This is a genomic window from Tsukamurella ocularis, from assembly GCF_965138335.1.
Lineage (GTDB): Bacteria > Actinomycetota > Actinomycetes > Mycobacteriales > Mycobacteriaceae > Tsukamurella > Tsukamurella ocularis_A.
The window spans coordinates 57159-83876 of sequence record NZ_CBCSDV010000001.1; the positions used below are offsets into that span (position 1 = coordinate 57159).

26 protein-coding genes and 1 pseudogene are annotated in these 26718 nt (G+C 68.1%); 16 read left to right on the forward strand and 11 right to left on the reverse strand.

Features of this window, described 5'->3' with window-relative positions; translation table 11 throughout:
* Positions 1-128: 128 nt before the first annotated feature.
* Together ACNAYW_RS00305 and ACNAYW_RS00310 are read right to left on the reverse strand one after the other, a co-directional pair.
* Positions 129-2123: pseudogene (locus ACNAYW_RS00305) on the reverse strand (heavy metal translocating P-type ATPase); the annotation flags it as partial.
* Positions 2120-2539 carry an ArsR/SmtB family transcription factor gene (locus ACNAYW_RS00310; RefSeq protein WP_051158840.1) on the reverse strand — a complete coding sequence of 140 codons (420 nt, stop codon included), beginning with the start codon at positions 2537-2539 and terminating at the stop codon, positions 2120-2122. The gene ACNAYW_RS00310 and the pseudogene ACNAYW_RS00305, both read right to left, overlap by 4 nt.
* Before the next feature lie 104 nt (positions 2540-2643).
* Between ACNAYW_RS00310 and ACNAYW_RS00315 the strand changes: the two genes are divergently transcribed.
* The 4 genes from ACNAYW_RS00315 (at position 2644) to ACNAYW_RS00330 (ending at position 5171) form a co-directional block, all read left to right on the forward strand.
* The gene (locus ACNAYW_RS00315; protein ID WP_231702940.1) at positions 2644-3234 is read left to right on the forward strand and encodes a class I SAM-dependent methyltransferase; all 591 of its coding nucleotides are present in this window, start codon (positions 2644-2646) and stop codon (positions 3232-3234) included.
* Positions 3231-4013: an adenylate/guanylate cyclase domain-containing protein gene (locus ACNAYW_RS00320; protein WP_068537260.1), complete on the forward strand. Its 783-nt coding sequence runs from the start codon at positions 3231-3233 to the stop codon at positions 4011-4013. The genes ACNAYW_RS00315 and ACNAYW_RS00320 overlap by 4 nt, the downstream gene beginning before the upstream one ends.
* A complete protein-coding gene (locus tag ACNAYW_RS00325) occupies positions 4010-4627 on the forward strand; it encodes a cadmium resistance transporter (protein WP_068526155.1) in 618 nt (205 codons plus the stop codon). Before ACNAYW_RS00320 ends, ACNAYW_RS00325 begins: the two co-directional genes overlap by 4 nt.
* A gap of 157 nt (positions 4628-4784) precedes the next feature.
* On the forward strand, positions 4785-5171 hold the full coding sequence (locus ACNAYW_RS00330; RefSeq protein ID WP_126195756.1) for a hypothetical protein: 387 nt from the start codon (positions 4785-4787) through the stop codon (positions 5169-5171).
* Between the two features lie 84 nt (positions 5172-5255).
* On the opposite strand, the gene ACNAYW_RS00335 is transcribed toward ACNAYW_RS00330, so the two are convergent.
* Positions 5256-5546, reverse strand: coding sequence for a hypothetical protein (locus ACNAYW_RS00335; RefSeq protein WP_126195757.1), 291 nt, complete (start codon positions 5544-5546; stop codon positions 5256-5258).
* An 87-nt stretch (positions 5547-5633) separates the two neighbouring features.
* Between ACNAYW_RS00335 and ACNAYW_RS00340 the strand changes: the two genes are divergently transcribed.
* Complete coding sequence (locus ACNAYW_RS00340) at positions 5634-6044, forward strand: hypothetical protein (RefSeq protein WP_019201617.1); 411 nt, start codon at positions 5634-5636, stop codon at positions 6042-6044.
* Positions 6045-6063: 19 nt separating this feature from the next.
* Here the strand turns inward: ACNAYW_RS00340 and ACNAYW_RS00345 are convergent, their stop codons facing one another.
* From ACNAYW_RS00345 to ACNAYW_RS00365, 5 genes are all read right to left on the reverse strand, one after another.
* Positions 6064-6345 (reverse strand): hypothetical protein, encoded by a 282-nt coding sequence (locus ACNAYW_RS00345; protein WP_415847801.1) that lies wholly within the window; start codon positions 6343-6345, stop codon positions 6064-6066.
* Between the two features lie 342 nt (positions 6346-6687).
* The gene (locus tag ACNAYW_RS00350) at positions 6688-8025 is read right to left on the reverse strand and encodes an MFS transporter (protein WP_223120329.1); all 1338 of its coding nucleotides are present in this window, start codon (positions 8023-8025) and stop codon (positions 6688-6690) included.
* Positions 8026-8110: 85 nt separating this feature from the next.
* Positions 8111-8929 (reverse strand): hypothetical protein, encoded by an 819-nt coding sequence (locus ACNAYW_RS00355; RefSeq protein WP_040765953.1) that lies wholly within the window; start codon positions 8927-8929, stop codon positions 8111-8113.
* Positions 8930-8981: 52 nt separating this feature from the next.
* Positions 8982-9317: a metal-sensitive transcriptional regulator gene (locus ACNAYW_RS00360; RefSeq protein ID WP_019201621.1), complete on the reverse strand. Its 336-nt coding sequence runs from the start codon at positions 9315-9317 to the stop codon at positions 8982-8984.
* Positions 9314-9589, reverse strand: coding sequence for a YHS domain-containing protein (locus ACNAYW_RS00365; protein ID WP_019201622.1), 276 nt, complete (start codon positions 9587-9589; stop codon positions 9314-9316). The genes ACNAYW_RS00360 and ACNAYW_RS00365 overlap by 4 nt, the downstream gene beginning before the upstream one ends.
* Positions 9590-9847: 258 nt before the next feature.
* On the opposite strand from ACNAYW_RS00365, the gene ACNAYW_RS00370 reads away from it, so the two are divergent.
* Both ACNAYW_RS00370 and ACNAYW_RS00375 read left to right on the forward strand, forming a co-directional pair.
* Positions 9848-10060 (forward strand): heavy-metal-associated domain-containing protein, encoded by a 213-nt coding sequence (locus ACNAYW_RS00370; RefSeq protein WP_019201623.1) that lies wholly within the window; start codon positions 9848-9850, stop codon positions 10058-10060.
* Positions 10061-10317: 257 nt separating this feature from the next.
* A complete protein-coding gene (locus ACNAYW_RS00375; RefSeq protein WP_371190617.1) occupies positions 10318-12579 on the forward strand; it encodes a heavy metal translocating P-type ATPase in 2262 nt (753 codons plus the stop codon).
* Positions 12580-12669: 90 nt separating this feature from the next.
* Here ACNAYW_RS00375 and ACNAYW_RS00380 read toward each other — a convergent pair whose 3' ends face one another.
* Together ACNAYW_RS00380 and ACNAYW_RS00385 are read right to left on the reverse strand one after the other, a co-directional pair.
* Positions 12670-13962 (reverse strand): MFS transporter, encoded by a 1293-nt coding sequence (locus ACNAYW_RS00380; protein ID WP_175546284.1) that lies wholly within the window; start codon positions 13960-13962, stop codon positions 12670-12672.
* 8 nt (positions 13963-13970) lie between these two features.
* Positions 13971-15050, reverse strand: a complete 1080-nt coding sequence (locus ACNAYW_RS00385) for a PLP-dependent cysteine synthase family protein (RefSeq protein ID WP_051158972.1) — start codon at positions 15048-15050, stop codon at positions 13971-13973.
* A 348-nt stretch (positions 15051-15398) separates the two neighbouring features.
* On the opposite strand from ACNAYW_RS00385, the gene ACNAYW_RS00390 reads away from it, so the two are divergent.
* From ACNAYW_RS00390 to ACNAYW_RS00425, 8 genes are all read left to right on the forward strand, one after another.
* A complete protein-coding gene (locus tag ACNAYW_RS00390) occupies positions 15399-16169 on the forward strand; it encodes a response regulator transcription factor (RefSeq protein ID WP_051158842.1) in 771 nt (256 codons plus the stop codon).
* Positions 16166-17416 carry a sensor histidine kinase gene (locus tag ACNAYW_RS00395; protein ID WP_019201628.1) on the forward strand — a complete coding sequence of 417 codons (1251 nt, stop codon included), beginning with the start codon at positions 16166-16168 and terminating at the stop codon, positions 17414-17416. The genes ACNAYW_RS00390 and ACNAYW_RS00395 overlap by 4 nt, the downstream gene beginning before the upstream one ends.
* A gap of 310 nt (positions 17417-17726) precedes the next feature.
* Entirely contained in the window at positions 17727-19220 is a 1494-nt protein-coding gene (locus ACNAYW_RS00400; RefSeq protein ID WP_019201630.1) for a multicopper oxidase family protein, read from the forward strand.
* Positions 19221-19418: 198 nt separating this feature from the next.
* Positions 19419-19982 carry a TlpA disulfide reductase family protein gene (locus ACNAYW_RS00405; RefSeq protein WP_019201631.1) on the forward strand — a complete coding sequence of 188 codons (564 nt, stop codon included), beginning with the start codon at positions 19419-19421 and terminating at the stop codon, positions 19980-19982.
* Positions 19982-20779 carry a cytochrome c biogenesis CcdA family protein gene (locus ACNAYW_RS00410; protein WP_019201632.1) on the forward strand — a complete coding sequence of 266 codons (798 nt, stop codon included), beginning with the start codon at positions 19982-19984 and terminating at the stop codon, positions 20777-20779. Before ACNAYW_RS00405 ends, ACNAYW_RS00410 begins: the two co-directional genes overlap by 1 nt.
* A 222-nt stretch (positions 20780-21001) precedes the next feature.
* Positions 21002-22519, forward strand: coding sequence for an apolipoprotein N-acyltransferase (gene lnt / locus ACNAYW_RS00415; protein WP_019201633.1), 1518 nt, complete (start codon positions 21002-21004; stop codon positions 22517-22519).
* Positions 22516-23223: a TlpA family protein disulfide reductase gene (locus tag ACNAYW_RS00420; protein WP_081585946.1), complete on the forward strand. Its 708-nt coding sequence runs from the start codon at positions 22516-22518 to the stop codon at positions 23221-23223. Before lnt ends, ACNAYW_RS00420 begins: the two co-directional genes overlap by 4 nt.
* A gap of 185 nt (positions 23224-23408) precedes the next feature.
* On the forward strand, positions 23409-24665 hold the full coding sequence (locus ACNAYW_RS00425) for a L,D-transpeptidase (RefSeq protein WP_019201635.1): 1257 nt from the start codon (positions 23409-23411) through the stop codon (positions 24663-24665).
* Between the two features lie 67 nt (positions 24666-24732).
* Here the strand turns inward: ACNAYW_RS00425 and ACNAYW_RS00430 are convergent, their stop codons facing one another.
* Complete coding sequence (locus ACNAYW_RS00430; protein ID WP_158635062.1) at positions 24733-25851, reverse strand: prolipoprotein diacylglyceryl transferase family protein; 1119 nt, start codon at positions 25849-25851, stop codon at positions 24733-24735.
* A gap of 221 nt (positions 25852-26072) precedes the next feature.
* On the opposite strand from ACNAYW_RS00430, the gene ACNAYW_RS00435 reads away from it, so the two are divergent.
* Positions 26073-26609: a hypothetical protein gene (locus ACNAYW_RS00435; protein ID WP_019201637.1), complete on the forward strand. Its 537-nt coding sequence runs from the start codon at positions 26073-26075 to the stop codon at positions 26607-26609.
* Positions 26610-26718: the final 109 nt, after the last annotated feature.

A 26718-nucleotide genomic window follows, 5' to 3' on the forward strand; every position in this document is an offset into this window, starting at 1 on the left:
ACCGAGCAGCTCACCCGCCCGGACCTGAGTCCGCGAACGCAAGCCGCACCGCCCGCAGACCGCACTGATCCCGCCCCAGTACCCGCGCGGAGGCCCGTGGCGTGGCGCTACACCGCTTGCTGAATCGNCGGCCGCCGGCTCGTTGCTGGGGGAGCCGGCGGGAGCGCGGTGACGCGGCCGGCGCGGACGCCGTTGGCGATGACGACGATCTCGGCGAGTTCGTGGACGGCGACGACGGCGGCGAGGCCGAGGACGCCGAACAGTGCGAGCGGGATGAGGATCGCGATCAGCCCGAGGGACAGGGCCACGTTCTGCAGCATGATGTTCCGGGCCCGGCGGGCGTGATCGAGGGCCTGCGGCAGGGTCCGTAGGTCCTCACCCATGAGCGCGATGTCGGCAGTTTCGATCGCGACGTCCGAGCCCATGGCGCCCATGGCGATGCCGAGGTCCGCGGTGGCGAGGGCGGGGGCGTCGTTGACGCCGTCGCCGACCATCGCGGTGAACCGGTCTTTGCGGAGCTCGCCGATGATCCGGGCCTTGTCCTCGGGCCGCAGGTCGGCGTGTACGTCGTCGATCCCGGCGATCTTCGCCAGGGCGGTGGCGGTGGCGGTGTTGTCGCCGGTGAGCATCGCGACGGTGGCGCCGCCGCGGTGCAGGTGATCGATGACCTCGCGGGCTTCAGGACGCAGCTCGTCGCGGACGGCGACCGCCCCGATGACCTGCCCGTCGTCTTCGACGAGGACCGCGGTGGCGCCGCCGGCTTGCATGGCCGCGACCCGCGCTGCAAGTGGGCCCGGGTCGATCCAGCCGGGCCGGCCGAGCCGGGCGGGCCGCCCGTCGACGAGCCCGGTCAGCCCGGCCCCGGGGACGGCCTGCACATCGACCGCCGCCGGTATGCGGTCGCCATTGGCGGTGAGGATCGCCCGGGCGAGGGGATGTTCACTGTGGGCTTCGAGCGCCGCGGCGACGGCGAGCACCCGGTCCTGTTCCGGCGACCGGACGCCCGAGCCGAGGTCGCTCGCCTCGACGGAGGGGCCGGCCGGGTCGGTGGCCGGGTCGGTGATGGTGGCGATGTCGACGACGGCGGGGCGGTTCGCGGTCAGGGTGCCGGTCTTGTCGAGGGCGACCGTCCGCACCCGGCCGAGGGCCTCGAGGGCGGCGCCGCCCTTGACCAGGACGCCGATCTTGCTGGCGGCGCCGATCGCGGCGACGACGGTGACGGGGACGGAGATCGCCAGTGCGCAGGGGGAGGCGGCGACCAGCACGACCAGGGCCCGTTCGATCCACGTTGCGGGGTCACCGAGCAGGGACCCGAGGATCGCGATCGCGGCGGCGAAGATCATGATCGCCGGGACCAGGGGCTTGGCGATGGTGTCGGCGAGGCGTTGTGCGTCGCCCTTGCGGGACTGTTCGGCCTCGACGATCTGCACGATCTTGGCCAGCGAGTTGTTCTCCGCGGTGGTGGTGACTTCGACCGTGAGGGCGCCGGTGCCGTTGATCGTCCCGGCGAACACCTCGTCGCCGGGTCCGGCCTCGACGGGCACGGATTCGCCGGTGATCGCCGAGACGTCCAGGGCGGTGCGGCCGTCGCGGATCACGCCGTCGGTGGCGATCCGCTCGCCGGGCTTGACCAGCATCCGGTCTCCGACCGCCAGCTCGGCCGGGGAGATGGTGGCCGGGGTGCCGTCGCGCAGGACGGTCGCGGTGTCGGGGACGAGGTTGAGCAGCGCCCGCAGGCCGCGGCGGGTCCGTGAGACGGCGTACTCCTCGAGGCCCTCGCTGATGGCGAACAGCACGGCGAGCATCGCCGCCTCGCCGACCTCGCCGAGGATCACCGCGCCGACGGCGGCGATCGTCATCAGTATCCCGACGCCGATCTTGCCCTGGGCCAGGCGCCGCAGCGTGGACGGCACGAAAGTCCACGCCCCGATCAGCAGCGCGATCCACTCCAGCACCAGTGACAGGCGCTGCGGGCCGCCGGCCCACCCGACGATGTATGCGGCGAGTAGGAACACCGCCGCGGCCGCGGCGGCCTGCAATTCCCGCACCTGCCACCACTGCCCGGGAGCCTGCTCGTCCTCGCCGGCGGGCTCGTCGTGCCCGCAGCCGCACGCGTCACTCATCGCCGCACCACCTTCGCCGCCGAAGCCTCCTCGGTCGTCACAGCGTCCGGGCTGCAGCAGGTGGCGCTGTCGGTGCCGTAGTTCGGGCACAACGCGACCGCGTTGCCGGTCGCCGCGAGCAGCGTCTCCGCCGCCGCGAGCAGGTCCATCAGCTCCGGGCGGGCGAGGCTGTAGAACACCTGCCGCCCCTGCGGGCGGCCCTGCACCAGACCGCAGTCCCGCAGGCACGCCACGTGCGCCGACACCGTCGACTGCGCCAGGCCCAGCTCGGCCATCAGGTCCGCCACCCGGGCCTCGCCACCGTGGGCAAGCCGCGTCGCGATCGCCAGCCGGGTCCCGTCGGAGAGGCTGTGGAACAACGCGACCGCGGGATCGAGCTGCGCGCCCGTCGCCACCGAACACTCATTCATCGTCATACGACGATGATAGCGGTATTCTGTGGTGTAATCGAGTTCTCGCGAGGAACAGGCCGCCGATCGGTGGCCGTGAGCGGTGTTGGGAGCTGCTGGGTATGCCATCGATGTCGACGATCGAGTCCCTGTTCTGCCGCAGCACGCCGTGGGAGGCAGCGACACGGCGGTGGGTGTTGCCGTGGGCCTTGCAGGGCGTGCGCCCTACGGGGAGGGTGCTGGAGATCGGCGGCGGCGGCGGCGCGATGGCCGCGCAGCTGCTGGCGGCGAGCGCCCCTGCGGATCAGGTGCAGCTCACCGTCACCGACTTCGACCCGGTGATGGTCGCCGCCGCGCAGGATCGGTTGCAGCGCTTCGGTGACCGAGCGCAGGCGAGGGTGGCCGACGCCGCCGCGTTGCCCTTCGGCGACGACGAGTTCGACACCGTCGTCTCGTTCATCATGTTGCACCACGTCGTCGACTGGGAGCAGGCCCTCCGCGAAGCCGTCCGGGTGCTGCGCCCCGGCGGAACCCTGGTCGGCTACGACCTGCTCGGCACCGCGCCGGCGCGGATCCTGCACCGGCTCGAAGGCGCACCGCACCGGTTCATCGACCGCGGCCAGCTGCGCCCGCACCTGGCAGGCCTGCCGCTGCGGGAGGTCACCGTCCGGGAGAACGCGGCACTGACCCGCTTCCGCGCGACCCGCACCGCAGGCCGATGACCACGCCAGGGCCCGAACACCGGCTCGGCCGCGGCCATCACCACGGTGCGCGGCCCGAGCTGGACGGCCTCGAACAGGTGGAGGTCGCCGTGGCATTCGTCGACCTCGCCGGCTACAGCGTGCTCACCGAGATGTGCGGCGACCACGAAGCCGCCGAGCTTGCGCTCCGGTTGGCTGAGCACGCCCGTCGAGCCCTGCACCCGCAGGCCCGGCTGGTCAAGACCATCGGCGATGCGGTGATGCTCACCGCCGACACCACCGATGCGATGCTGGCCACGATCACCGCGCTCGCCGGGCACGCCGCCGACGAGGACGGATTCCTCGCCCTCCGCGCCGGAATCCACCACGGCACCGCCCTCCGACGCGACGGCGACCTGTACGGGCACGCGGTCAACATCGCCGCCCGCATCACCGCCCTCGCCGGCGCCGGCCACGCCGTCCTCACCGACCCGCTCCTGCCCGCCGCCACCCGCGCCGGTGTGCCCACCACCGCCCTCGGCCCGCGAAACCTGCGCAACATCAGCACCCCAATCGAACTGCACAGCATCACCTTCACCGACACCCGGCACCCGCACGACCCGATCTGCGGCGCCCGCATCGACCCGGCGACCGCCCCCGCACACCGGCACACCGACACCGGCCGATGGTGGTTCTGCTCAGCCGACTGCGCCCGCCGATTCGACCGCGCGACCGCCCCGGCCACCACCACTGCCGCTGCGACGACCTCCGTCACGTCACCCGCCGGGTCAGCGCTCACATCACGGGCAGGTGGCCGGTGATGATCTCGACCGTGCTGCAAGCCGTGGGCCTGTTCGTGGCCACCAACATCGACGACATCATCGTGATCTCCCTGTTCTTCGCCCGCGGCGCGGGCCAGCGGCACCTGACGGCCAAGATCACCGCCGGGCAGTACCTCGGATTCGCCGGCATCCTCGCTGCCGCAGTGCTGATCGCCCTCGGCGCCGGCGCCTTCCTCCCCGTCGCGGCGATCCCGTACTTCGGGCTCGTCCCCCTGATCCTGGGGCTGCGGGCAGCGTGGTCGAGCTGGCGCGAATACCGCGGCAGCGGCAGCGGCGATGGTGACTGCGCGACGGGGAAGGGGGCGGGCAACGCGGTCGGCGTCCTGGGCGTGGCGGGCGTGACCTTCGCCAACGGCGGCGACAACATCGGCGTGTACGTGCCCGTCTTCGCCAGCATCAACCACACCGCGATCGCCGCCTACTGCGTGGTCTTCGTGATCTTGGTGGGGGCACTGGTGTCCATTGCCCGGTACGTCGCCACCCGCCGCCGCATCGCCGAGATCCTCGAACGAGGGGAAAGCGTGCTGTTTCCCCTGGTGCTGATCACCCTCGGGGTCATCATCCTCGTCTCGGGCGGCGCATTCGGCCTGTAGGCAGGGTGGTCGGGGTCGCAGTGCGTCGGCACGGATCCATCGCTTCCCCGGGGTTGTGGGTAGTTCCCCGGCGGTGATTGCGCACCGAACCGGTGGAGTCGGGGGTGGTGCCGGGCCTGTCACTCCGCGGTGCAGGCGTCCTGGCAGGCTGGCCTGCATGGCCGACGAAGTGAGTGAGGATGATCTGGCGGGGATCCGTGCCCGGTTCCTTCCGGGGTGGTACGGGTCCCTGGATGTGGGGCCTGGCTGGTACCGGTTGATCGTCGATCTCGACCGGGAGCTGGCGGCGATCGACCCCGGCTACCAGCTGATTCAGATCAAGGAGAAGTTCGGCGGCCTGCGGTACTACGTCGAGTTCGAACCGGACCGGCCCCGGCCGGGTTTCGACGAGTTGATCCGGGCGGCGGAACGGCGGTCCGAGCGTATGTGCGAGCAGTGCGGCGGTGACGGTGGCCTCACGCGCCGCGGGAGCTGGGTCCGGACCCTGTGCGCCGCGGACGCCGAGGCGAGCGGATTCACCCTCGACGAGTCCGCACCGGACTAGAAGGGTCGGTGTGGGTCCGGGTGCACGGTGATCAGTCGTCGGTGTCTGGCAGGCGATGTCCGGCGAACCGGATCCACGGCACCGTCACGTCGTGATCGCCGAATGTGAGCGTGATGCTGACCTCGCGGACGCCCGCGGCGGTGAGGTGACGCTGGAGTGCGGTGAGGACCGCGGCGGTCGCGCGGGCGCCGACCTCTGCGGCTGTCGTGGCACCGCGTCGTCGAGCAGCTGGGCGGCCGTGCGGTACCGCTGATCGATCAGGTCCATCTCGGCGGTGATGGCGTCCACCCGGGCCCGCCGCTGCGGGTCGGCGAGAATCCGCGCCAGTCGCTCATCGCCGGAGATGAACCGCACTTCGTCGCCGCTTTCCGTCATGGTCGTCAGTATCCACTTCTGGGCCAGCTCTGGGTGCGGGTCATTTCGGGTGGACAAGTGCACCGGCCGCGCGGATCATCACCTTGCGTGGACGAGACGAGCGCCGGCGCCGCTGCGGCAGCGATACTCGACGAGCTCGTCGGTCCCTTCTACGACGCCGATGGTGTCACCGGGTACCTCGGTCTAGATGGCGATGACCTGGCGCGGATGGTCGCCGCGGAGCAGGTGATCTGGGTGCCGCTGGCCGGCGGCACACCGGTGTTCCCTGCGTGGCAGTTCCCCGACGGTCGCTGGGTGGATGAGCGGCTGCTGACCGTCTGGCAGGCCCTGCGGCGCGCCGCCGAGCCGTGGACGGCGGCGTGCTGGATGTGCGCGCCGTCGGCGGACCTCGATGACCAGACGGCGATCACCTACCTCACCCGCGGCCCGCGTGATCCCCGCCGCCTGGACACCGTCCTGGCACGTGCATCCGAGGACGGCGCCCGCTGGCTGCAGTAGGGGCGTGGCACCGGAGCGGTTACCTGGTACCGGTTTCGGCGGACCCTTCCTCGAGGACCTTCACGGTGAGACCGCGGGCGTGTGCTGCGCTCCAGGCGGCGGCGAGGTTGTCGGCGCGGCTCTGCCAGGTCATCTCGCCGAGGTACTCGGCGTGCTGCTTCGTCGCATCGGTCCACCGCAGTTCCGCGTATAGGCGCCGGTATTGGCACCGGAGGACCACCCGCCCGAGAGCGTGGGGCGCGGTGCGGATGACGCGGTTGTGGCGGCCGCCTGCGGCGTCGTCCTGCTCTTTGGCCTGCACTGCCTTGTTCGAACCTTGGGGGACTCGCCAGTGGTGGTCTTCGCGGCTAGCGCGCCGTCGAGGAGCCGTACAGCCGCGCGGTATTGACGGTCGAGCAAGGCCATCTCTGTGGTGATGGCGTCTACGCGCGTCCGGCGCTCCGGATCGGACAGGATCTGGGCCAGCCGGCATTGCCTGAAACGAACTGCGCAGCCTCGTCGCTTGTCGCCATAGCGTCAGTATCCACCCACCGGACGGTGGTGAGCGGGGCGGCCAGCTTGTACGGATCAGGATTGGTTGCCTGCCATAGACGAGGCGGCCGCGATGGGACGGCGCAGGTGCTGGAATTTCGTCGCCTGGGCGTTACGCGGCTTGTGTGCATGTACACTGGCACTCGGTCAGGGTCCCGTCGGCGGCCGCAGCGTGACGCCATGCCTGATCGGGTGGGACCGCGCCGCCTTCCTCCGCGGGGGCCGGTACCTGCGTGCCAGCGGGCAGGGCACCGCGCCGCCAGAGCAGCGGCGCGGCGATCGCACCGGCGGCGGCGATCAGCGCGAGTACACCCCACGCGGGTACGAGACCGAATCGTGTGGCCCCCCAACCCGCGATCGGGTAGGCAATGAGCCAAGCGAGGTGCGAGAGCGAGAACTGCGCCGCGAACACGGAAGCAACGTTTGCCGGCGCCACAGCAGACCGCAGCACCTTTCCGGTCGGGGTGATAGCCAGCGCTGAGCCGGCACCGCTCGCCAGCCAGATCGCCGCGGTCACCGCCCAGCTCGGCCGGTCCACCGCAGCCATGGCAACCGCCGCAGTAGCCGCGGCGGTGAGCAGGCCCGCTCCGGTGAGCATCACGGCGCGGGCGGTCACCCGGTCGAGCAAGCGTGGTACCGCTAGTGCCACAGCTAGGGTCCCACCGCCGGACGCCGCCATCATCCACGCGACGTCGGACTCGGACCCGCTCAGTCGGTCACGGACGTAGTTGACGGTGTTCACCACCACGATCGAACCGGCCGCGGCGACAGCGAAATTGACCGCGATGACTCCTCGCAGGCTGGCGGTACCTGTGAAAATCCGCAGACCGGCGAAGATCCGGTCCGTTGGCCGCGTGGCGCCCGACGGTTTCGCGTTGGGTACCTTGGCTTGCAGCACCAGCACCGCGGACAGGACGAACCCGATCGCGGTACCGACGAAGAGCACATTGAACTCGATCACCAGCAACGCCAGCGCCGCCACGACCGGGCTGACCAGACTCTCCATCGTGTAGGCAACTTGCGAGGCCGACAACGCAGTGGTGTACTCGCGCTCATCGGTGATGATGTCGGGGATCACGGCTTGGAACGTAGGCGTGAACGCGGCCGACGCCGCCTGCAGTGATCCGATGAGCACGTAGATCTGCCAGACCTCAGTGACGAACGGCAACGCCAGCACGATCGCCGCACGGAACAGGTCCAGCGCAATCAGGAACGCGCGTCGCGGCAGCCGGTCGACGTACGCCGCCGCCACCGGTGCGATAACGACATAGAGAACCATCTTGATCGTCAGCGCCGTTCCCAGGACGACCGCTGCGGACGAGCCAGCGATGTCGTAGGCGAGCAGCCCGAGGGCGACCGTCGCTAGCCCGGTGCCGAGCAGCGCAACGATCTGCGCACTGAACAACAGGCGGAAATCGCGATGAGAAAAAGGCCCCACGATGGCTCCCAACTAGTTGGCGACGACGTCGATCGAACAGGGCCCGCAGCGCACGCCACCCCGGGCTCCGGAAAACCTAGTACTGCCTGAATCAGCGCTACTGATGGTGGTGCGCGCTCGCACCGCCAGTGACTGCACCGGTGGTGCCTCCGGTGGCAACGAGGGTGAAGTCCGCGGTCCGGACGGTGTCCTGATGTCGGAAATCCAGGAACAGCCGGTAGGTTCCCACGGAGGGAGCGACCGCGTGGAACCGGATCCGGGGACCTGCAGGCGTCTGCGGGTCCGACGGGCTCCCCTCGGGATGGATATGCAGGTAAGCGAGGTCACCGGCCCGCAACGCCACCAGGTGGCCGTACGCAGCAAGATAGGGCTGCAGATCGGTCACCGGGACGCCATTCCAGGTGACGACGGCCTGCAGCTCCCCGGCTTGGGCGGCAACGAGATCGCCCTCGAGCGTGACGGTGTAGTCGCCGCCGGTCCAGGCCCTTCTCAACTCAGGCAAGGGCCGAGGATGGAACCCGCCCGGCACGAACAGGTCGGCACCGAGCGTGAGCCCGTCCGGCGCGCCCTGCGGCACGAAATCGGCCAAGACCCGCCACACTCCCGGCGTGAGCGCCAGCTGCACAGTCCAGGACCCGGCACTGTCCATCGACGGATGGACGTGGTGAAAGACGCTGGTGTCGCGGCTCACAACGATCAAGTGCAACTGCTTGTCGTGACGTTCCTCGAAGGTGACTAGCGGCTCGCCGTCGGGCCCGAGGATCACAAAGCGAAGTTCCACGGTCCCGGCGTCGACGATCTGGATCGCCGGTTCGAAGCGATAGCCTCGAGCGGCGACCTGCAGCCCCTGTGGCACTTCGGGCCCAACGCCGTGACCGGCGTGTCCTGTGTGATCGGTATGCGAACCGTGCTCCATAACGTGCTCCTTCGCGGAAACGACAGCCACCGGGACGACACCCCGGGTGGACTCATGATCGGACGAGACGGGTGATCGCGGCAGTCGCTTCGTTCAGCTTGGTGTCGAGTTCCTGCTGGTCTGAGCGGGCGGCCTGGACGACGCAGTGCCGCATGTGGTCATCCAGCAACGCCAAGGCGAGCCCTTGCAGGGCGCTCGTCGCGGCACTGATCTGGGTCAGGATGTCGATGCAATACTGGTCCTCATCGATCATCCGCTCAATGCCACGCACCTGTCCCTCGATCCGCTTCGCCCGCATCAGATAGCGCGACTTATCGGTCAAATACCCGTGCTGCGCCGCACAGCACTCGGCCCGCTCGACCGCAACCGCGGGGATATCGGTGCTCACGCCGAGGCCGCCGTAACGTACTTGTGTGGGTCGGCGTCGAACCGAGGCCCGCACCCGGCGCAGCACAGGTAGTACCGCGTGCCCTCGAAGTCGCGGTAGAGGCCCTTGCTGACAGCGGCAGACTTGTCCACCACCGTGCCGGTCATGACGGGGCACTCCGCCGTGTCGGTACCGCCTGTGCCCGCCTGCCGGGCGCTGCGGGTCAGCTCGAGCGACTGCTCGCCGGGGCCGGTGTGCCCACAGCAAGACTGTCGGTGTGCATTGTCGGTCATCGTCGAACTCCTTCATCTCAGGCCCCCCGACCGTCTCACATTCACCTGAACGGGTACCCCAGCCGGGTACCCCAGCCGGGTACCCCGAATATATACCCCGGCGGGGTATTGACCGCAAGGGTTGCTCGGGATCGGCCGCGCGACCACCGCTCCGGCGCACTCGCCGCGACAGGAGGGCCTAGACATACCCGCCTGGGGTATGTTAAGCATGATTTGGAGATACCCACAGGGGGTATCTGAACTGGGTAGGAGAAGGCGATGACGACCAGCGAATACCAGGTGACAGGCATGACCTGCGGCCACTGCGAAATGTCCATCCGTGAGGAGGTCAGCCTTATCCCCGGTGTCGAGTCCATCGAGGTCAGCGCGCAGACGGGTCGGCTGCGTGTCACGGGAGCGCAGCAGGTGACCGACGAGCGGGTTCTCGCCGCGGTGGAAGAGGCTGGCTACTCGGCAGTGCGCAATCCATGAGTGCCATGCGCAGGCTGATCGTCTACGTGGTTGCGGTGACCGGTGTCTTCGCCAGCGCGTATGTGATCGGTGGGGTGGCAGTACCCGACTCGGCGGTCGCGCGGTGGGAGCACCGTGCCCCCGGTGGATCGCCCGCCGTGCCGGCGAGTGAACCGGGCGCCCCGCACGGTGGCGGCCACCAGCAGTGACGCAATGAAGCAGCGCGGGCCACAGGCCTGGCGATAGACCGCAAGTACGGATCGAGGAAAATGATGAGTGTGTCAGCGCCGTCGGGCGGCCGTAGTGTCGAGCTGGACATCGGCGGGATGACGTGCGCCTCGTGCGCGAACCGGATCGAGCGCAAACTCAACGGGCTCGATGGGGTCGAGGCCACGGTGAACTACGCCACGGAGAAGGCGAAGGTGCACGTCCCCGAGGGTTTCGATGCGCAGGCGCTGATCGACGAGGTGGCAAAGACCGGCTACTCGGCGACTCTCCCGCGGTCCTCGACGCCGGGGGCTGGAGGACCTGGTGCTGGGGTTGCCGGCGAGGACATGGACCCGGAGCTGACGTCCCTGAGGCAGCGGCTGATCGGCTCGGCTGTGCTGGCGGTGCCGGTAGTCGCGATGGCGATGGCACCGGCCCTACAGTTCACCTATTGGCAGTGGGCATCGCTCACGCTCGCTGCGCCAGTGATCGTCTGGGGTGCCTATCCGTTCCATCGGGCGGCGTGGATGAACCTCAAACACGGAACCGCCACCATGGACACCCTCATCTCGATGGGCACCCTAACAGCGTTCCTGTGGTCGCTGTACGCGTTGTTCCTCGGCACCGCCGGCACGCCCGGGATGACACACGGGTTCGAGTTCTCGATCGCTCCGTCGGACGGAGCAGGCAACATCTACCTCGAGGTCGGCGCAGGGGTCACGGTGTTCGTGCTCGCCGGCCGCTACTTCGAGAAGAGGTCCAAGCGGCAGGCCGGAGCAGCATTGCGCGCGCTCCTCGAGCTCGGCGTCAAGGACGTGGCAGTGCTGCGTGACGGCGCGGAGGTTCGGATCCCGGTCGCCGAGCTGGCCGTCGGCGACACCTTCGTGGTCCGACCGGGGGAGAAGGTCGCCACCGACGGGGTGGTCACGTCCGGATCCTCGGCCATCGATGCGTCGATGCTGACCGGCGAGTCCGTCCCGGTCGAGGTCTCCGTTGGGGACACGGTGACCGGAGCGACGGTCAATTCCGGAGGACGGCTTGAGGTGCGCGCCACCCGGGTCGGAGCGGATACGCAGCTCGCGCAGATGGCCAAGCTCGTCGAGGACGCGCAGACGGGGAAGGCCGAGGTGCAACGGCTCGCGGACCGGATCTCGGGTGTGTTCGTGCCGATCGTCATCGCGATCGCGTTCGCCACCCTCGGCGCGTGGCTCGGTGCTGGCTTCCCCGTCGCGGCCGCGTTCACTGCCGCGGTCGCCGTGCTCGTGATCGCCTGCCCGTGTGCACTTGGACTGGCCACGCCGACAGCGCTTCTCGTGGGAACGGGTCGTGGAGCCCAGATGGGTGTACTGATCAAGGGCCCGGAAGTGCTCGAGTCCACCCGCAAAGTCGACACCATCGTGCTCGACAAGACCGGAACGGTCACGACCGGCAAGATGACGCTGGCCGAGGTGATTGCAGAGGACGGCACCGACTCTGACGAACTGCTACGGCTAGCCGGTGCATTGGAGAACGCCTCCGAGCATCCGATCGCCCAGGCCATTGCCGCCGCGGCTCGCGACAGTGGCGGAGAACTGCCCACACCGGAAGGTTTCGCCAACGTCGAAGGACAAGGGGTGCAGGGCGTGGTCGACGGGCATGCCGTGATCGTGGGCCGCGAGAGTTTCCTGGCTGACTGGGCACTCGAACTGTCCCCTCGGACGGCGGCCGCGAAACGGGACGCCGAATCGGACGGTAAGACCGTCGTGGCGGTTGGCTGGGACGGTCAGGCGAAGGGCATCCTCGTTGTCGCCGACGCGGTCAAGCCGACCAGCGCCCAGGCCATCAGCGAACTGCGGGCCCTGGGCCTGAAGCCGGTGCTGCTCACCGGTGACAACGCCGCCGTCGCACAACGAATCGCGGCTGAAGTCGGCATCGACGAGGTCATCTCCGAGGTGATGCCGCAGGACAAGGTGTCGGTGGTCAAGCGCCTGCAGGATCAGGGCAAGGTCGTCGCCATGGTCGGCGACGGCGTCAACGACGCACCTGCGCTGGCCCAGGCCGACCTGGGCCTGGCAATGGGAACCGGCACCGACGTCGCGATCGAAGCCTCTGACATCACGCTGGTGCGCGGCGACCTGCGCAGCGCCGTTGACGCGATCAGGCTCTCTCGCAAAACGCTGAGCACGATCAAGACGAACCTGTTCTGGGCATTCGCCTACAACACCGCTGCGATACCGGTCGCTGCGGCGGGCATGCTCAACCCGATGCTGGCCGGGGCCGCGATGGCCTTCTCCAGCGTCTTCGTCGTCGGCAACAGCCTGCGGCTGCGTGGCTTCACCAGCGTCGCCAACTAACGTCGCCCCGGCCCCGGCCCCGGCCCTCCACCGCGGAGGGACCGGGGCCCTGCGTATCGGAACACCGCAGCACAGACTCCTGACAGCAGGTCACCGACGATGCATTCCCGCCGCAGCGGCCACGTCCGCTTCGCGGGCCGCGGGATCGGGCACACTCAGTGCGCCGGCTCGATGGAGCGCCCGCAACGCGAGTGCCGCGCCGGAACCGACGATGATGAGCACCAGCCAGATCAGCGCCGGGAACCCGAGCCGGTCCCCCAATGACATGAGCGCCCCGGTGCCGAGGTTGCCGGCCAGGATCCCCACGCCGACCACCGTGTTGTAGAGCCCGTAGTGGGTAGCGACGAGTCGATTGCCGGAGAGGCTGACGACCGTGTCCATCTCGAATGGGAAGACGGTCGCCGTGGCTATCGCCAGGCCCGCTGCCGCCAGCAACAGCGCCGCGATGGCGGCGACCTGCCCGGTCAGCGTTGCGGTCGGCACTGCTAGTAGCGGCACGAACGCCACCGTCATGAGCGCCATCCCGAGGCTGAGGCTGCGGGTGGGCCCGAACCGGCTCCGGAACCAAGCGGTGATCCGCAGCTGCCCGGCCACGGCGATCACACCGGTTACCACGAATACGGCCGCCACAAGGTAGGTCGACGCTTGCTCGCTGCTGGTGATCGACGCCGCGTGCAGTGGCAGCGCTAGATAGACCTGGAAAGAGAGCACGTAGGAGCCGATCATCGCGCACGAGAACAGCACGAACCGCCGGTTGCTGGCCACGGTCCGCCAGTCGGCAAGCACCGACGGCCGCGGCTCGGCTGTGGCTCTGCGGTCGCGCCGATCGCGTGGCAGAGCCAGGATCTGCGCGACGGTCAGCACGCCGAAGACCCCAGCGGCGACCGCCGATGTCACCTGGAAGTCGAAGGCCATCAACGCTACCCCGACCAGCGGGCCGATCAGGATGCCGCCCTGGTAGAAGATGTTGAAGATCGCGAAGGCTTCGATGCGCCGGTCTCCGGCGTCAGCGGCCAGGTACGCGCGCACCGCGGGGTTGAACAGTGCCCCGGCGAATCCGGTAGCTACGGATGCGATTAGCAGTGCAGGCAGCGATTCGACCGTCGCCAGCAGTACGAACCCGATGGTCCGCAGTAGGCACCCGGCGACGATGAGCGGCTTGAAGCCGAGTCGGTCGGCGAGGGTGCCGCCGATGAGGAACATCCCTTGCTGGGAGAAGTTCCGAATTCCCAGCACCAACCCGATCGCCCAGCCGGCGAGCCCGACGGGGCCAGCGAGGTATCCGGCTAGGTAGGGCATGAGCATGTAGAAGCCCAGGTTGATGGTGAATTGGTTGACCATCAACACCTGGCTGGGCCGGTCGAAGGTCCGGAACGTGGCGATGGGCCCCCTCATACGACGGTCAGCGGGTTGCGGACGTTGGTGGTGCGGGACCAGCGGGTGACCACGGTCCTGGCTGGGTCGGCGATGGTGATCGGCGCCAACGGTGGTGCGAGCGTCGGGTCGATGTTGTTGGCGTGGCAGTAGGCGTCGCTGTAGACGGTTCCGTAGTAGCGCTGGGGGCCGTCGGGGAAGATCGCAGCAACGACCGTGTCCGGCGAGCGGGTGCCGGCGATCCACCCGGCGACCTGGGCTACCGCACCGACGCTCCAGCCGCCGGTCGCGTAGTGCGTCGATGCCAAGGTCCGGCACGCCCACACCGACTCCTCGGGCGCGACCCAGTGCACTTCCGAGAACGCCGAGTAGTCGACGTTCTCCGGATAGATGCTCGAGCCAAGGCCACGCATGAGTCGCTTGTGCGCGGGCTGGCCGAAGATCGTCGATCCGATGGTGTCGACTCCGACGAGTTGCAGGTCCGGCAGGAACTGCCGCAGGGTGCGGCTGACCCCGGCCGAGTGTCCGCCGGTGCCGACCGAGCAGACGAGCACATCGATGTGCCCGAGCTGGGTCAGCAGCTCGAGGGCCAGCGGCTGATAGGCGCTGACGTTGTCCGGGTTGGTGTACTGGTCCGGGCACCACGCGGTCGGGTCCGCAGCCAGGTGCTCACAGACCCGGTCGCGTCGGGCTTGCTGCCATCCGCCCGCCGGATGAGGTTCCGTCACCAGGTCGACCTCGGCGCCGTAGGCGGCGAGCATCTGCGTCAGGATCGGCTCCAGCCCCGGGTCGGTCACCAGCGTCACCGGATGATCGTGCACGATGCCCGCGAGCGCCAGGCCGAGCCCGAGCGTGCCGCTGGTCGACTCCACGATCCGTGCGCCCGTCGTGAGATCCCCCCGTGCCTTGGCCCGTTCGATCATGTGCAGGGCAGGGCGGTCCTTCATGCCGCCGGGATTGAACCCCTCGAGTTTGGCCCAGAACCCGTGCCCGGCCGGCGCGAACGGTTCGGCGATCCGCATCACCGGAGTGTTGCCGACCAGGGCCGCCGGGCGCTCCGAGACAGGTCCGATGTCGAGGAGCGACCGGGCGGGCAACGGCGGGTGCAGCAATGACAGTGGGGGGCGAGAATCAGGAACCGTGGTCACTTCGGTGCTCACGTGCTGGGGTCCTTTCGGAAGCGGAAAAGGGCGGCACAGGTGTGTGGCACGCCACCCGGCGCGACGGTCTTGCAGGACCAGGACGGTCAGCGTGAGTCGGCAGATGGCGTGCCCGTGGCCCGCCGGGTGAAGACGTGCCACCGGTGATCAGTCCGGTGAGGGGTATCTGATCGCCCTCGACTGTGCGTGCCCTAACCAGGCCGTTACGTGTGCTCAAGATCAAGATTTGCTCAAGAACCGCGCCTCGGGTCGATCCTGGGCATACGGTCAGGCCACGATGGAGGCATGGATGCGATTGTTGCCGAGCCCAAGCCGACGGCGGTGACCGAACCGCGGCCGAAGCTGGGCCTGCGCGCGATGGTTGTCGAGGACGAGCCGGACCTCGCCGAGGTCATCGCCGACTACCTTCAGCGCAGTGGTTTCGATGTCGAGATCACCGGCGATGGAGCGGCCGCAGTCGCCGCCGCGCACCGAACTCCACCGGATGTCGTCGTCCTCGACCTCGGGCTGCCCTCGCTCGACGGTGTCGAAGTGTGCCGGCAACTGCGCACCTTCTCGGACGCCTACGTTGTCATGGTCACCGCCCGCGCCGACGAAGTCGACACTCTGGTCGGCCTGTCCGTCGGGGCGGACGACTATCTGACCAAACCGTTCAGCCCGCGGGAGCTGATCGCCCGAATCGAAGCAATGCTGCGCCGCCCCCGCGCCGGAACCGTCAACGGGCCCGCCATGCCCCAGGGCGCGGAGCGCCGCATCGGGGATCTGCTAATCGACCCGAACGGTCGGGAGGTGAGCGTCGCCGGTAGACCCGCGGCTCTCACCCGCACCGAGTTCGACCTTCTCGACGTCCTCTCCCGCCGCCCGGGCATGGTGTTCAGCCGCGACCAACTGCTCGCCGAACTCTGGGGACCGACCTGGGTCGGCGATGCACACGTCGTCGACGTCCACATCGCCAGCCTGCGTCGCAAGCTCGGCGACACCACCACCGAGCGGCGTTACATCCGCACCATCCGCGGCATCGGTTACCGAATGGGTGACGGCCGGTCGAAGCAATGAGCGCGCCCCGATCCGACGCACGGCGCACCCGTCGCCCACGTTCGGGGTTCACCACCAGGCTGTTCATCGCCCAGACCATCGTCATCGCCGCTGGCGCTGGGGCCTCCGCGCTGGTGGCGTGGACTGTCGCACCGCACCTGTTCCACACCCACATGGCCCACGCCGGCCTGCCGACCACCTCACCCCAAGCCAAACACGTCGAGGAGGCGTTCGCCTCCTCACTGGTGGTATCCGTCTCGGTCGCCCTGTTGAGCTCCGTGGTCCTCGCACTGGTCGTCAGCTGGCTGATCACCCGCCGCGTCCGACGCTCCATCGGCGCCGTGGTGACCTCGACGGCGAACATCGCCGCCGGCAACCACGCCATTCGCGTCCCGCCCAGCCGCCTGGGCCGCGAATTCAGCGACCTGACCCGCAGCGTCAACCGACTCGCCGAGCAAATCGATACCACCGAAGAGATCCGCCAGCAGATGCTCTCCGACCTCGCCCATGAACTCCGGACGCCGATCACCACCATCACCGCCCAAATCGAAGCCGCCGAGGACGGCATCCGCACGCCGGGCGCGCAAATGTACGGCGTCATCCGCAGCGCCACCGGCCGCCTCAAGCGACTCGCTGACGACATCGACGCCGTCTCCCGCGCCGGCGAACGACAACTACGCGTCGAAGCAGAGCCGACCGCGGTCAACGACATCACCACCGCCGCGGTCCGAGAAGCGCAACCCGGCTACGACGCCGTAGGTATCCACCTCGGCCTCGGACCCACCACCACCGACCTCGTCGACGCCGACCGTGCCCGCATCGGCCAGACCCTCGCGAACCTGCTCAGCAACGCACGCCGACACACCCCACCGGGAGGCAGCGTCACGGTCAGCAGCCGCCGCCGCGACCACAACCTCATCGACATCATCGTCGAGGACACAGGCGAAGGCATCGCCAGCGAACACCTCCCACACATCTTCGACCGCTTCTACCGCACCGACACCTCTCGCAGCCGCGACGCCGGCGGCAGCGGTATCGGCCTGACTATCGCCCGCGCGCTCGCCGAGGCCCACGACGGATCCCTCACCGCCACCAGCCGCGGCCCCGGACAAGGCGCCCAGTTCACCCTGACCCTGCCGGTCTACAAACGCCGCAACACCAAGCGAGAACACCCACCACCGGAACCCGGTACAGCCTCGAGCCCACTACCCCGACCGCCCCTTCAACGAACCCCACAGAGAATCCCTGCCAGAAAGACGAACCGATGAACCCGAAACGACTGATCACCACCGCCGCCGTCACCGCCACTATTGCCCTCGCCGTCACCGCCTGCGGCGACGACATGTCCACGATGAACATGAACGACGACACCAGCACTACCCCCACCTCAACCCAACCGTCGATGCCCGCAGGCCACTCGATGAGCAGCTCCCCGACTTCATCGCCGACACCTCACACAAGCATGCCGGGTATGTCGGGTATGCCAGGGATGGGCGACGGCAGCCCGACAGTCAGCCCCGCTGCCCCCTAAGCAGGGCCGCCCCCGACTTCCTCGACGTCAAACCAAGGAACCAATTCATGACACCGGTGACCAGACGAACAGCCCTCTTCGGCGGTCTCGCCGCGCTCAGCGTCGGCGCGCTCGCCGCATGTGGCGACAAGACCGCCAGCACGCCGAGTGGTGCCTCTCGTGCGCTGCAAGGACCGCCACTACAGGCCACACCCCAGGCCGGACAGAAGGTCGTTGAGACGACCCTCACCGCGCGCGAGACCACCGTAGACCTCGGCGGTATCACCGCCCGTACCTGGGCCTACGACGACGCCCTCCCCGGCAAGGTCCTGCGCGCCAACGCCGGAGACTTCCTCCGCGTCACCCTCGACAACAAGCTTCCCGCCGACACCACCATCCACTGGCATGGCATCCGCCTGCGTAACGAAGCTGACGGCGTTCCCGGCGTCACCCAGGATGCTGTGCGCCCCGGGGGGCGATTCGTCTACGAGTTCACCGCCCCGGACGCCGGCACCCACTACTTCCATCCCCACGTCGGTGCCCAACTCGACCGTGCCCTCTACGCTCCGATCATCATCGACGACCCCAATGAACCAGGCGCCTTCGACGCCGAGTGGATCGTCGTCCTCGACGACTGGACCGACGGCATCGGCAAGAACCCTGACCAGATCCTTGCCGACTTCCAAGCCAAGACCGGACCTTTGCAGACCGGAATGGGCGGGATGGGTGGCATGGACCACTCCTCGATGCCTGGCATGGGAAGCTCTCCGCTGGGCGATGCTGGCGACGTGGTCTACCCGCACTACCTCATCAACGGCCGAATCCCTACGGCGCCGACCGAGTTCCGCGCCAAGCCCGGACAACGCATCCGCCTGCGGATCATCAACGCCGGCTCCGACACCGTCTTCCGGGTCGCCCTTGGCGGTCACACGATGACCGTCACCCACACCGACGGACACAGGGTCAACGACATGCAGGCCCGCGCGCTCTTCGTCGCTATGGGGGAACGCTACGACGTGACCGTCACCGCAGGCGACGGCGCGTTTCCGCTAGTCGCCGCCGCCGAAGGTAAGAAGGGCCAGGCTCTGGCAGTCCTGCGCACAGGCTCCGGCGCCGCACCCGCCGCCGACATTCGCCCCGCGGAACTGGACGGCCCGGTCCTGCTCGGCGCCACCGAACTCACCGCCGCCGACTCCGCGCGCCTTCCTGACGCCCAGCCCGACTCCACGATCAAGGTCACTCTCAACGGCCAGATGGACCCGTACGCCTGGGGCATCAACGGCAAGAAGCACGGCGAAGACACGCCTCTGCGCGTCAGCAAGGGCCAGCGACTGCGGATGCAGATCACCAACGAAACGATGATGCTCCACCCCATGCATATCCACGGCCACACCTGGGGCCTCCCCGGCAGTGGCGGACTGCGCAAGGACACGGTGCTCATCAAGCCCATGGGCTCGGTCGAGGTCGACCTCGACGCGGACAACCCCGGAACCTGGGCCCTGCACTGCCACAACATCTATCACATGGAGATGGGCATGATGACCACCCTCAAGTACACCTGACGCGACCGACGTCTCCGCGGCTGCCCCCGATGGCGAGTGCGACCGACCAGCCACCAACTACTATGCTACTTAGTAGTTGGTGGCTGGTTCGTTAGCCGCCGAGAAGGGGTGAGGATGCGACGACAGTCCACACGGGCATCGCTGGGCGATGATGACCGTCCCCCGAGCGGCAGCTCGAGTCTGCGCCGGTGCGCCGGTGTGATCGCGGTGCTTGTGGTCGCGATGCTGCTCGGCGGGTGCGTTCAGCTCAGCGACCGGGCACGCGATGGCGGGATCATCGCTCCGGATGGCAAGGCCAGGCACTTCTACCCGCCCGAGCGGCGCAGCGTCGTCGGTGAGCTGTCCGGACGTAGTGTCACTGATCCCGGGGCCACGCTGCGACTGTCGGACTACGCCGGAAAGGTCGTGGTGATCAACGTCTGGGGCTCCTGGTGCGCCCCCTGTCGTCTCGAGGCTCCTGCTCTGGAAAAGGTGTACACGGCGCGCAAGTCCAAGGGTGTGCAGTTTCTCGGTATCGACGTTCGTGAAACCGCCGGCGACGATGCGGCGCGGGACTTCATCCGCTCCCACGGGCTGACCTATCCGTCGATCTACGATCCCCCTGGCAAGACGCTGCTCGCGCTCGGTGAGCAGTACCCGACCACAGTAGTGCCGATGACCTTCGTCCTTGATCGGCAGCATCGCGTGGCCGCGGCATACCTGACGACGATCGACGAGAAGACCCTCACCGATGCCGTGGACCGCGTCGCCGGGGAGGGCTGATGGGACAAGCCTTTGCCGACGCCGCCGTGTCAGGTCCGCTGATCCTGGCGATCGGGGCATGCCTGCTCGCCGGGTTGGTGTCCTTCGCCTCGCCGTGCATCGTGCCCCTTGTTCCCGGCTACTTGTCGTACCTCGCGGGGCTGGTCGGCGCCGAGGCTCCAGCGACGTCGATCGCAGAGCTCGGCGGCAGCGGAAAGGCGGTAGACCGGTCCGGTCGGTGGAGAGTGCTCGGCGCAGCCGCGTTGTTCGTCGGCGGGTTCACAGCGGCCTTCCTCTTGATGACGATGTCGGTGTTTGGTCTGGCGGCGACGATTCGGCTCAATGCAGAGACGCTGATGCGGATAGGTGGGGGAATCACCATCATCATGGGCTTGGCGTTCATCGGATTGGTCCCGGCACTTGCCCGCGAGGTGCGTTTTGCGCCACGACCCTGGACCACGCTTGCCGGTGCCCCGCTGCTGGGCGGGGTGTTCGCGCTCGGCTGGACTCCCTGTATCGGTCCCACCCTGGCGGGGATCATGTCGATCATTGTGGGCACCAACGCAGCGCCGGCACGCGGTGCCGCGCTGGTGGTGGCCTACTGCGTAGGCCTGGGCCTGCCGTTCATCGCACTCGCCGTCGGATCGACCGCCGCGGTGCGGGCCGTCGGATGGCTTCGCCGCAACAGCCGACGCATCCAGGTCGCCGGCGGCGTGCTCATGATCGCCGTCGGACTCGCCCTGGTCACCGGCTACTGGTCCGACTTCGTCGACATGGTCCGGCGGCTCTTCGTCTCCAACATCGTCATGCCGATCTGACAGGAATCGCCGTCGACACGCACCAACCAGTACGCCCGCGATCGCCCAGACGACTCGCGACGAGCAGCACCACCACGGTCCAGAATTGAGGAGATCTCACTCGTGACCACGCAGACAGCACGAAGGCTCCCATCCGCGACATCCACTCGGTGGGGGCCGGCTCATTGGCCGTGGACGCACACAGCGGTCAGGCTACTTCTGGCTGCCGCCGGCGGCGGAGCGATGTTCATCTCGTTCCCACCCACCGCGCTGTGGGGAGCGGCGCCGGTCGGTGTCGCGCTCGTGGTCGCCGCCGTGTGGGGCTGCGGAATCGGCCAAGCCCTGCTGTACGGCTACGCCGCGGGGCTGGCGTTCTTCCTGCCCTTGCTTCCGTGGGTAGGCATCTACGTTGGGGCTGGGCCGTGGATCGCGCTCGCCGCGGTCGAAGCCGTCGCGGTAGCGGTGTTCGGCGCCTTGGTCAGCCGGATGGTGGTTCTCCCCGGCTACCCGCTGTGGTGCGCCTGCGCGTGGACAGCGACGGAGGCACTGCGCAGCCGCCTGCCATTCGGCGGGTTCCCTTGGGGAAAGTTGGCGTTCGGGCAGACCGATGGGCCTCTCGTACAGTTGGCCGCGATCGCCAGCGCACCGGCCGTCTCGTTCGCGGTCGCCCTCATCGGGTGCTCCGGTTTCGCCGTGGTCCGCGCGGCACTGCGGAGGTCACCGCGCGCTGCTGTCCGTGCGTCGCTTGGTGGCATCCTCCCGTTCGCCGGCGCAGCACTCCTAATCGCGCTACCAGCGTACGAACCGCGAGCGAGCGTGACCGTTGCGGTGATCCAAGGCAACGTTCCCCGCCTAGGACTGGACTTCAATGCTCAGCGTGCCGCAGTGCTCGAGAATCACCTACGACGCACCGAGGACCTCGCCAGTGCCATCGAATCTGGCCAGATGCCCCGGCCCGCCATGATCGTCTGGCCCGAGAACGCCTCGGATATCGACCCGCTGCGCGATCGGCAGGTGCGCGCGCGGATCGATGAGACGGTCAACAGGCTCGGCGTACCTGTCCTCGTCGGTGCAGTGCTCTCCGCCGACGACGGCACATCACGCAACGTCTCCATCGTCTGGAACCCCGGCTCCGGTCCTGGACAGCAACACATCAAGCGGCGACTGGTGCCCTTCGGGGAGTACCTACCGATGCGGCCGCTCGCGACCCGCCTGTCCGCATACGCCGACAAGGCCGGCCGGTTCGTGCCTGGCGATGGTGACGGCATTGTCACCCTCGCTGGCATACCGACCGCGGCTGCCATCTGCTACGAAGTGGCCTTCGACGACCTCGTCCGTGAATCTGTACGCGGTGGAGCCCAGCTGATCACCGTGCCCACTAACAACGCGACCTTCGGCCGCACGGCCATGTCGTACCAACAACTGGCGATGTCCCGACTGCGGGCCATCGAGCACCGCCGCACCGTCCTGATCGCCGCGACGAGTGGCGTCAGCGCTGTCGTGACCCCGGACGGGACGGTCACCGACCAGTCCGCACTGTTCAGCGCGGATACTCTGATCGCGACTGTTCCCCTCGACGACCGGCTCACACTCGCCACCCGCTGGGGCGCGTTGCCCGAAGCGGTCACGTCCGCCCTGGCCGCTGCGGCCCTGATCGCCGCAACGGTGATCAAACGGCGCGCACGTCGCACCACCGGTCTCAAACAGTCGGTCCCCGCCGATACGACGCCCGTGCCCATCGACGAGCAGAAGACACCATGAGCGTCGCCCTTCCCCCCGGACCCGACGAGTGCGCCTCAACCCCGCCGTGGCATCGCCGGCACCGGTACGCACTGGCCCTTATTGCGATCGCTGCCGCGCTGCTGCTCATCGCCGTCTCGACCGCGCATTCGCTCACGGAAAAACCAGGAGACCACGATACCGCCTCCACCGGCACCCGCACTGGAACCGAGGCCCCACTCCAGGCCAGCTCAGCCCGCGGTGTACCTAAACCGCAGTGCGGCGGAACGAAATCGGTATCAGCCCGATCCGTTGGGCCCCTGGCAGATCTGTCCGAGCCCTGCCTCACTACCCCCGATGTGATCAACCTCGGACAACTCACCGCAGGCAGAACCACTTTGCTCAACTTCTGGGCGTCCTGGTGCGGGACGTGTCGCGAAGAAATGCCGATCCTCTCGCGCTATGCCCAACGCCCCGAAGCAGTCCAGGTACTCGGGATCAACGTCCGCGACGTCGAGAGTTACGCTCGTACCTTCGCCACCGATCTCGCCCTCGCGTACCCGAGCATCATCGACGCGGACGGCGCGGTCGCGAGGACACTGCAGATCCCGCCCCTGCTGCCGCTGTCCTTTCTCGTCCGCCCCGACGGCTCCGTGCAGCGGATCGTGGACCCGCTGGTCTTCCGATCAGTACAGGACATCGAGGACGCTGTTGCTAGGGCGCAACCCTCGCTTCCGGGCAAGTGAGCGCTTCAGTCGATGGAACGGTCAGAACACCCACCCGCACCTGCTCGACGACTCGCCGCGCCTGGTACCTGTACCGGCGGAGCGGGTGAGAGTACCTCGCCTGCGGACCTGGCGGGCTCGACCACTCACCATAAAGTACTATGCAAATTAGTAGTTGCGTGATGAGGCGGGTCGAGGGAGGCTGAATGGTTCTGCAACGGCGAACTCTGCTGGCGCGGACGGCAACCGGAATCGGAGCCGTCGCGATCACGTCCGCCTGCGGTGCCGAGCGGGGCGCGGTGCCGCTGAGCGGATCCTCGTCCTCACCGAAACCGTCGGGCGCCGTGCCACTGATCGAGCTGGCGCCGGCCGACGGCGCCGCGGAGGTCACACCCCGCACACCGGTCACTGTGCGTGTCGTGGGCACCGGCGCCCTCGCCGAAGTCACGCTCACCAACGAGGCGGGACGCGCCGTTGCCGGCACGTTGGACGCACCGCGCAAATCCTGGTCGGCCGGTGAGCCCCTTGGATTCGGCCGCACCTACCGCTTGCGAGCGGTCGCGGTCGATGAGGCAGGACGCCGGACCGAACGGCAGAGCACGTTCACCACTCTCGCGCCACAGGCGCAGGCGACGATGGAGCTGGCAACGACGGCGGGCACCCCGGTCGGCGAAGGGCGGACCTACGGTGTGGGGCTGGTGCTGGTGGCGAAGTTCGACACCGACATCGCAGACCGCGCCGAGGCAGAACGTCGTATGAAAGTCACCTGTACACCCGCGGTCGAGGGAGCGTGGTGCTGGGTCTCGAATACCGAAGCGCATTGGCGACCTGAGAAATACCACACGCCGGGCACTCAGATCACCGTGGACGCCGCGCTATACGGTGTCCGCCTGGGCGAGCGCCTCTACGGCGCCGAGGACGTGCGTGCCAGTGCGACCATCGGCGCCTCGCATGTCTCGATCGCCGACGACGCGACCAAGACGGTCACCGTCTACGACGGCGGTAATCTCGTCCGTACGATGCCCACCTCCATGGGCATGGGCGGCAGCGAGATCATCAACGGCAACACCATCAGCTTCTGGACCCAACGGGGCATCTACACCGTGATGGACAAGGCGAACCCGGTGGTGATGGACTCGTCCACCTACGGGCTACCGATCAACTCGCGCTTGGGGTACAAACAGACGATCAACTACGCGACACGGATCAGCACAGACGGTATCTACCTGCACCAACTCGACAGTTCTGTGTGGGCGCAGGGCAACACGAACACTTCCCACGGGTGCCTCAACCTCAACGGTGACAACGCTCGATGGTTCTTCGACTTCTCGGTCCCCGGCGACATCGTCGAAATCCGCAACACTGGCGGCGCACCTCTCGAGCAATGGCAGAACGGTGACTGGAGTGTGCCCTGGCAGCAGTGGACCAAAGCCAGCGCCCTGGCGTCGTCGGAAGGCCGCTGACCAGGACGGAGAATGGGCGAGGCAGTCCGGATCTGTCTGAGCACATCCCGGTAGCCCCGCCGACTCGTCACAACGTCATCACCCATATCGCCACCGCGATCGCGGCCGTAGCACCTGCTGCGACTGCGGTACGCCCCCACCGAGTGTGCGGGTCGGAGCGCAGCGGAAACAGCACCTGCCGGACCAGCGCGTAGGCAGCGAGTCCGATCACGAAGATCGCTCCCGAGTGCCGGACGCCCAGGAACAGGAATTCGGCCCCTATCGCCAGCGTCCCGCACGCCGCAGCTTCAAACAGCTGCACCGGATAGCGTGAAGCGGCCACCCTCCGATCCGATGACCACAGTGACCACCGCGACACGGTGACCTTTCCAGCGCAACAGCCGGTCAGCCAACACCCCGGCCTCCCGACGGCCATCCCTGCGAGCAGTGCCGGGGCAGCAGAATCGAGCACCGCGCCCCATGACAGTCCGATCGCCGGCGCCCCCATCACCAAGACCACCGCGGCAGCGGCGTTGAACCCCTGAATGCAGGCTCCGGAGGACAGCAGCTTCCGTAGCGGCATCCGATGGATTGCCAAGAACCACAACCGCGCGCCGAGAAACCCCACAGCACAGGCCACACCGCTGATCCCCACCGCCGCGAATGCAGAGCCGCCAGCGAGGGAGACGTTCACTGCCATGAGCGCGACCGCGACGACAGCGCCGAGCCCCACCAGCAGCGGCCAACACCACGCTGCCACCGCGGGCCCGTGTGCCAGAGGCGCGAACACCGTCCGGACCCGCATCTGCTGGTCCGGAAGCTTCATCTCGCCCGCCAGCTCGCCCGCCTGCGTCGCAGCCGGTGTCCACGCTGCTCGCACCCGAATATCCCACTCGCCTGCCGGGATCCCCGATAGCCGCTCGGTCACAGCGACCGGCCGCCCGCGGGCCGCCGCGAGACTGACATCGCGCTGGCAGGTGAATCGCCCTTGCGTATCGTCGGCCTCGGCGCCGATCCGTAGGCCCTCGTACTGCATCCGGAGCGCACCGGGAGCGCTGACCGCGTCTAGCACGTACGTAGCGGACAGTCCTTGTGGCTCCGCTTCGTTCACTGGGTCGCAACCGCCCACCGGACCGGTGATCGTCGAGATCCTCTCCGACGCCTGCACCGCGTCATGCCGCACCGGCGCGCCGACGGATTCGGTCACCGTTGGAAGGCCCACGTCTGGATCCGGCACGCTAGAGAGATGTTTCATCGATCAGGCCTCTCCCGAGATTGAGCTACTAACACGCTTAGTAGGTAACTACTATGTTGAATAGTAGATGAGGGGCGGGCAGGCCCGCCACCAAGAACTACTATGTGATCTAGTAGTTATGCTGAGTTCGAGGAAAGACAAGCGCGAGGTGAGGAGGGTGCACTGTGAGTGGTATGAACCGCAGGGCGGTCATTGGACGGGTGCGGTGGTGGCACGCAGCGGCTGGCGGTGCGCTGATCGCACTGGTGATCGCGATCCCCTCCCGAGTGCTTCCCAATCCTGTCTTCACCCGGATGACGCCGGTGCGCTGGTGGGACTACCTCGTCCTCGTGGTGGTGACCGTTCTCGCGGCCGCCTGGCTGGCAGCTCCGGTGGTGGCCGGGTGGAATCGTGGTGCTGTGCGAGGCACTTCCGGTGTGGTCCTGTCGACGCTCGCGGTGGGGTGCCCGTTGTGTAACAAGGTCGTCGTCGCGATGTTGGGCGCGTCGGGAGCGTTGACGCTGTGGGCGCCGCTGCAGCCCCTGGTTGCTGTCGTCTCGGCCCTCGCCATGGGTGCCGCGGTCGCCACCCGCTGGGGGATACGGTGGTCGTGGCGGGGCGGCGAGCCTGAGCATCCGCTACAGGTGAGCGAATGCCCCGCCGGGGTGTGCGACCCCTCGGCGAAGATGCCTGTGGCTGTGGACACGACCGCCGGGCATCGGCATTCGTGACTCGTCGAATAGCGGCACCGGAGCGTAGTGGCTCAAGGACGTAGGCGCTCGGGACTCGGTGTACGGTCGCTGAAATGCGACTCGTGGGTCGCACTCGCTAGTCACGATG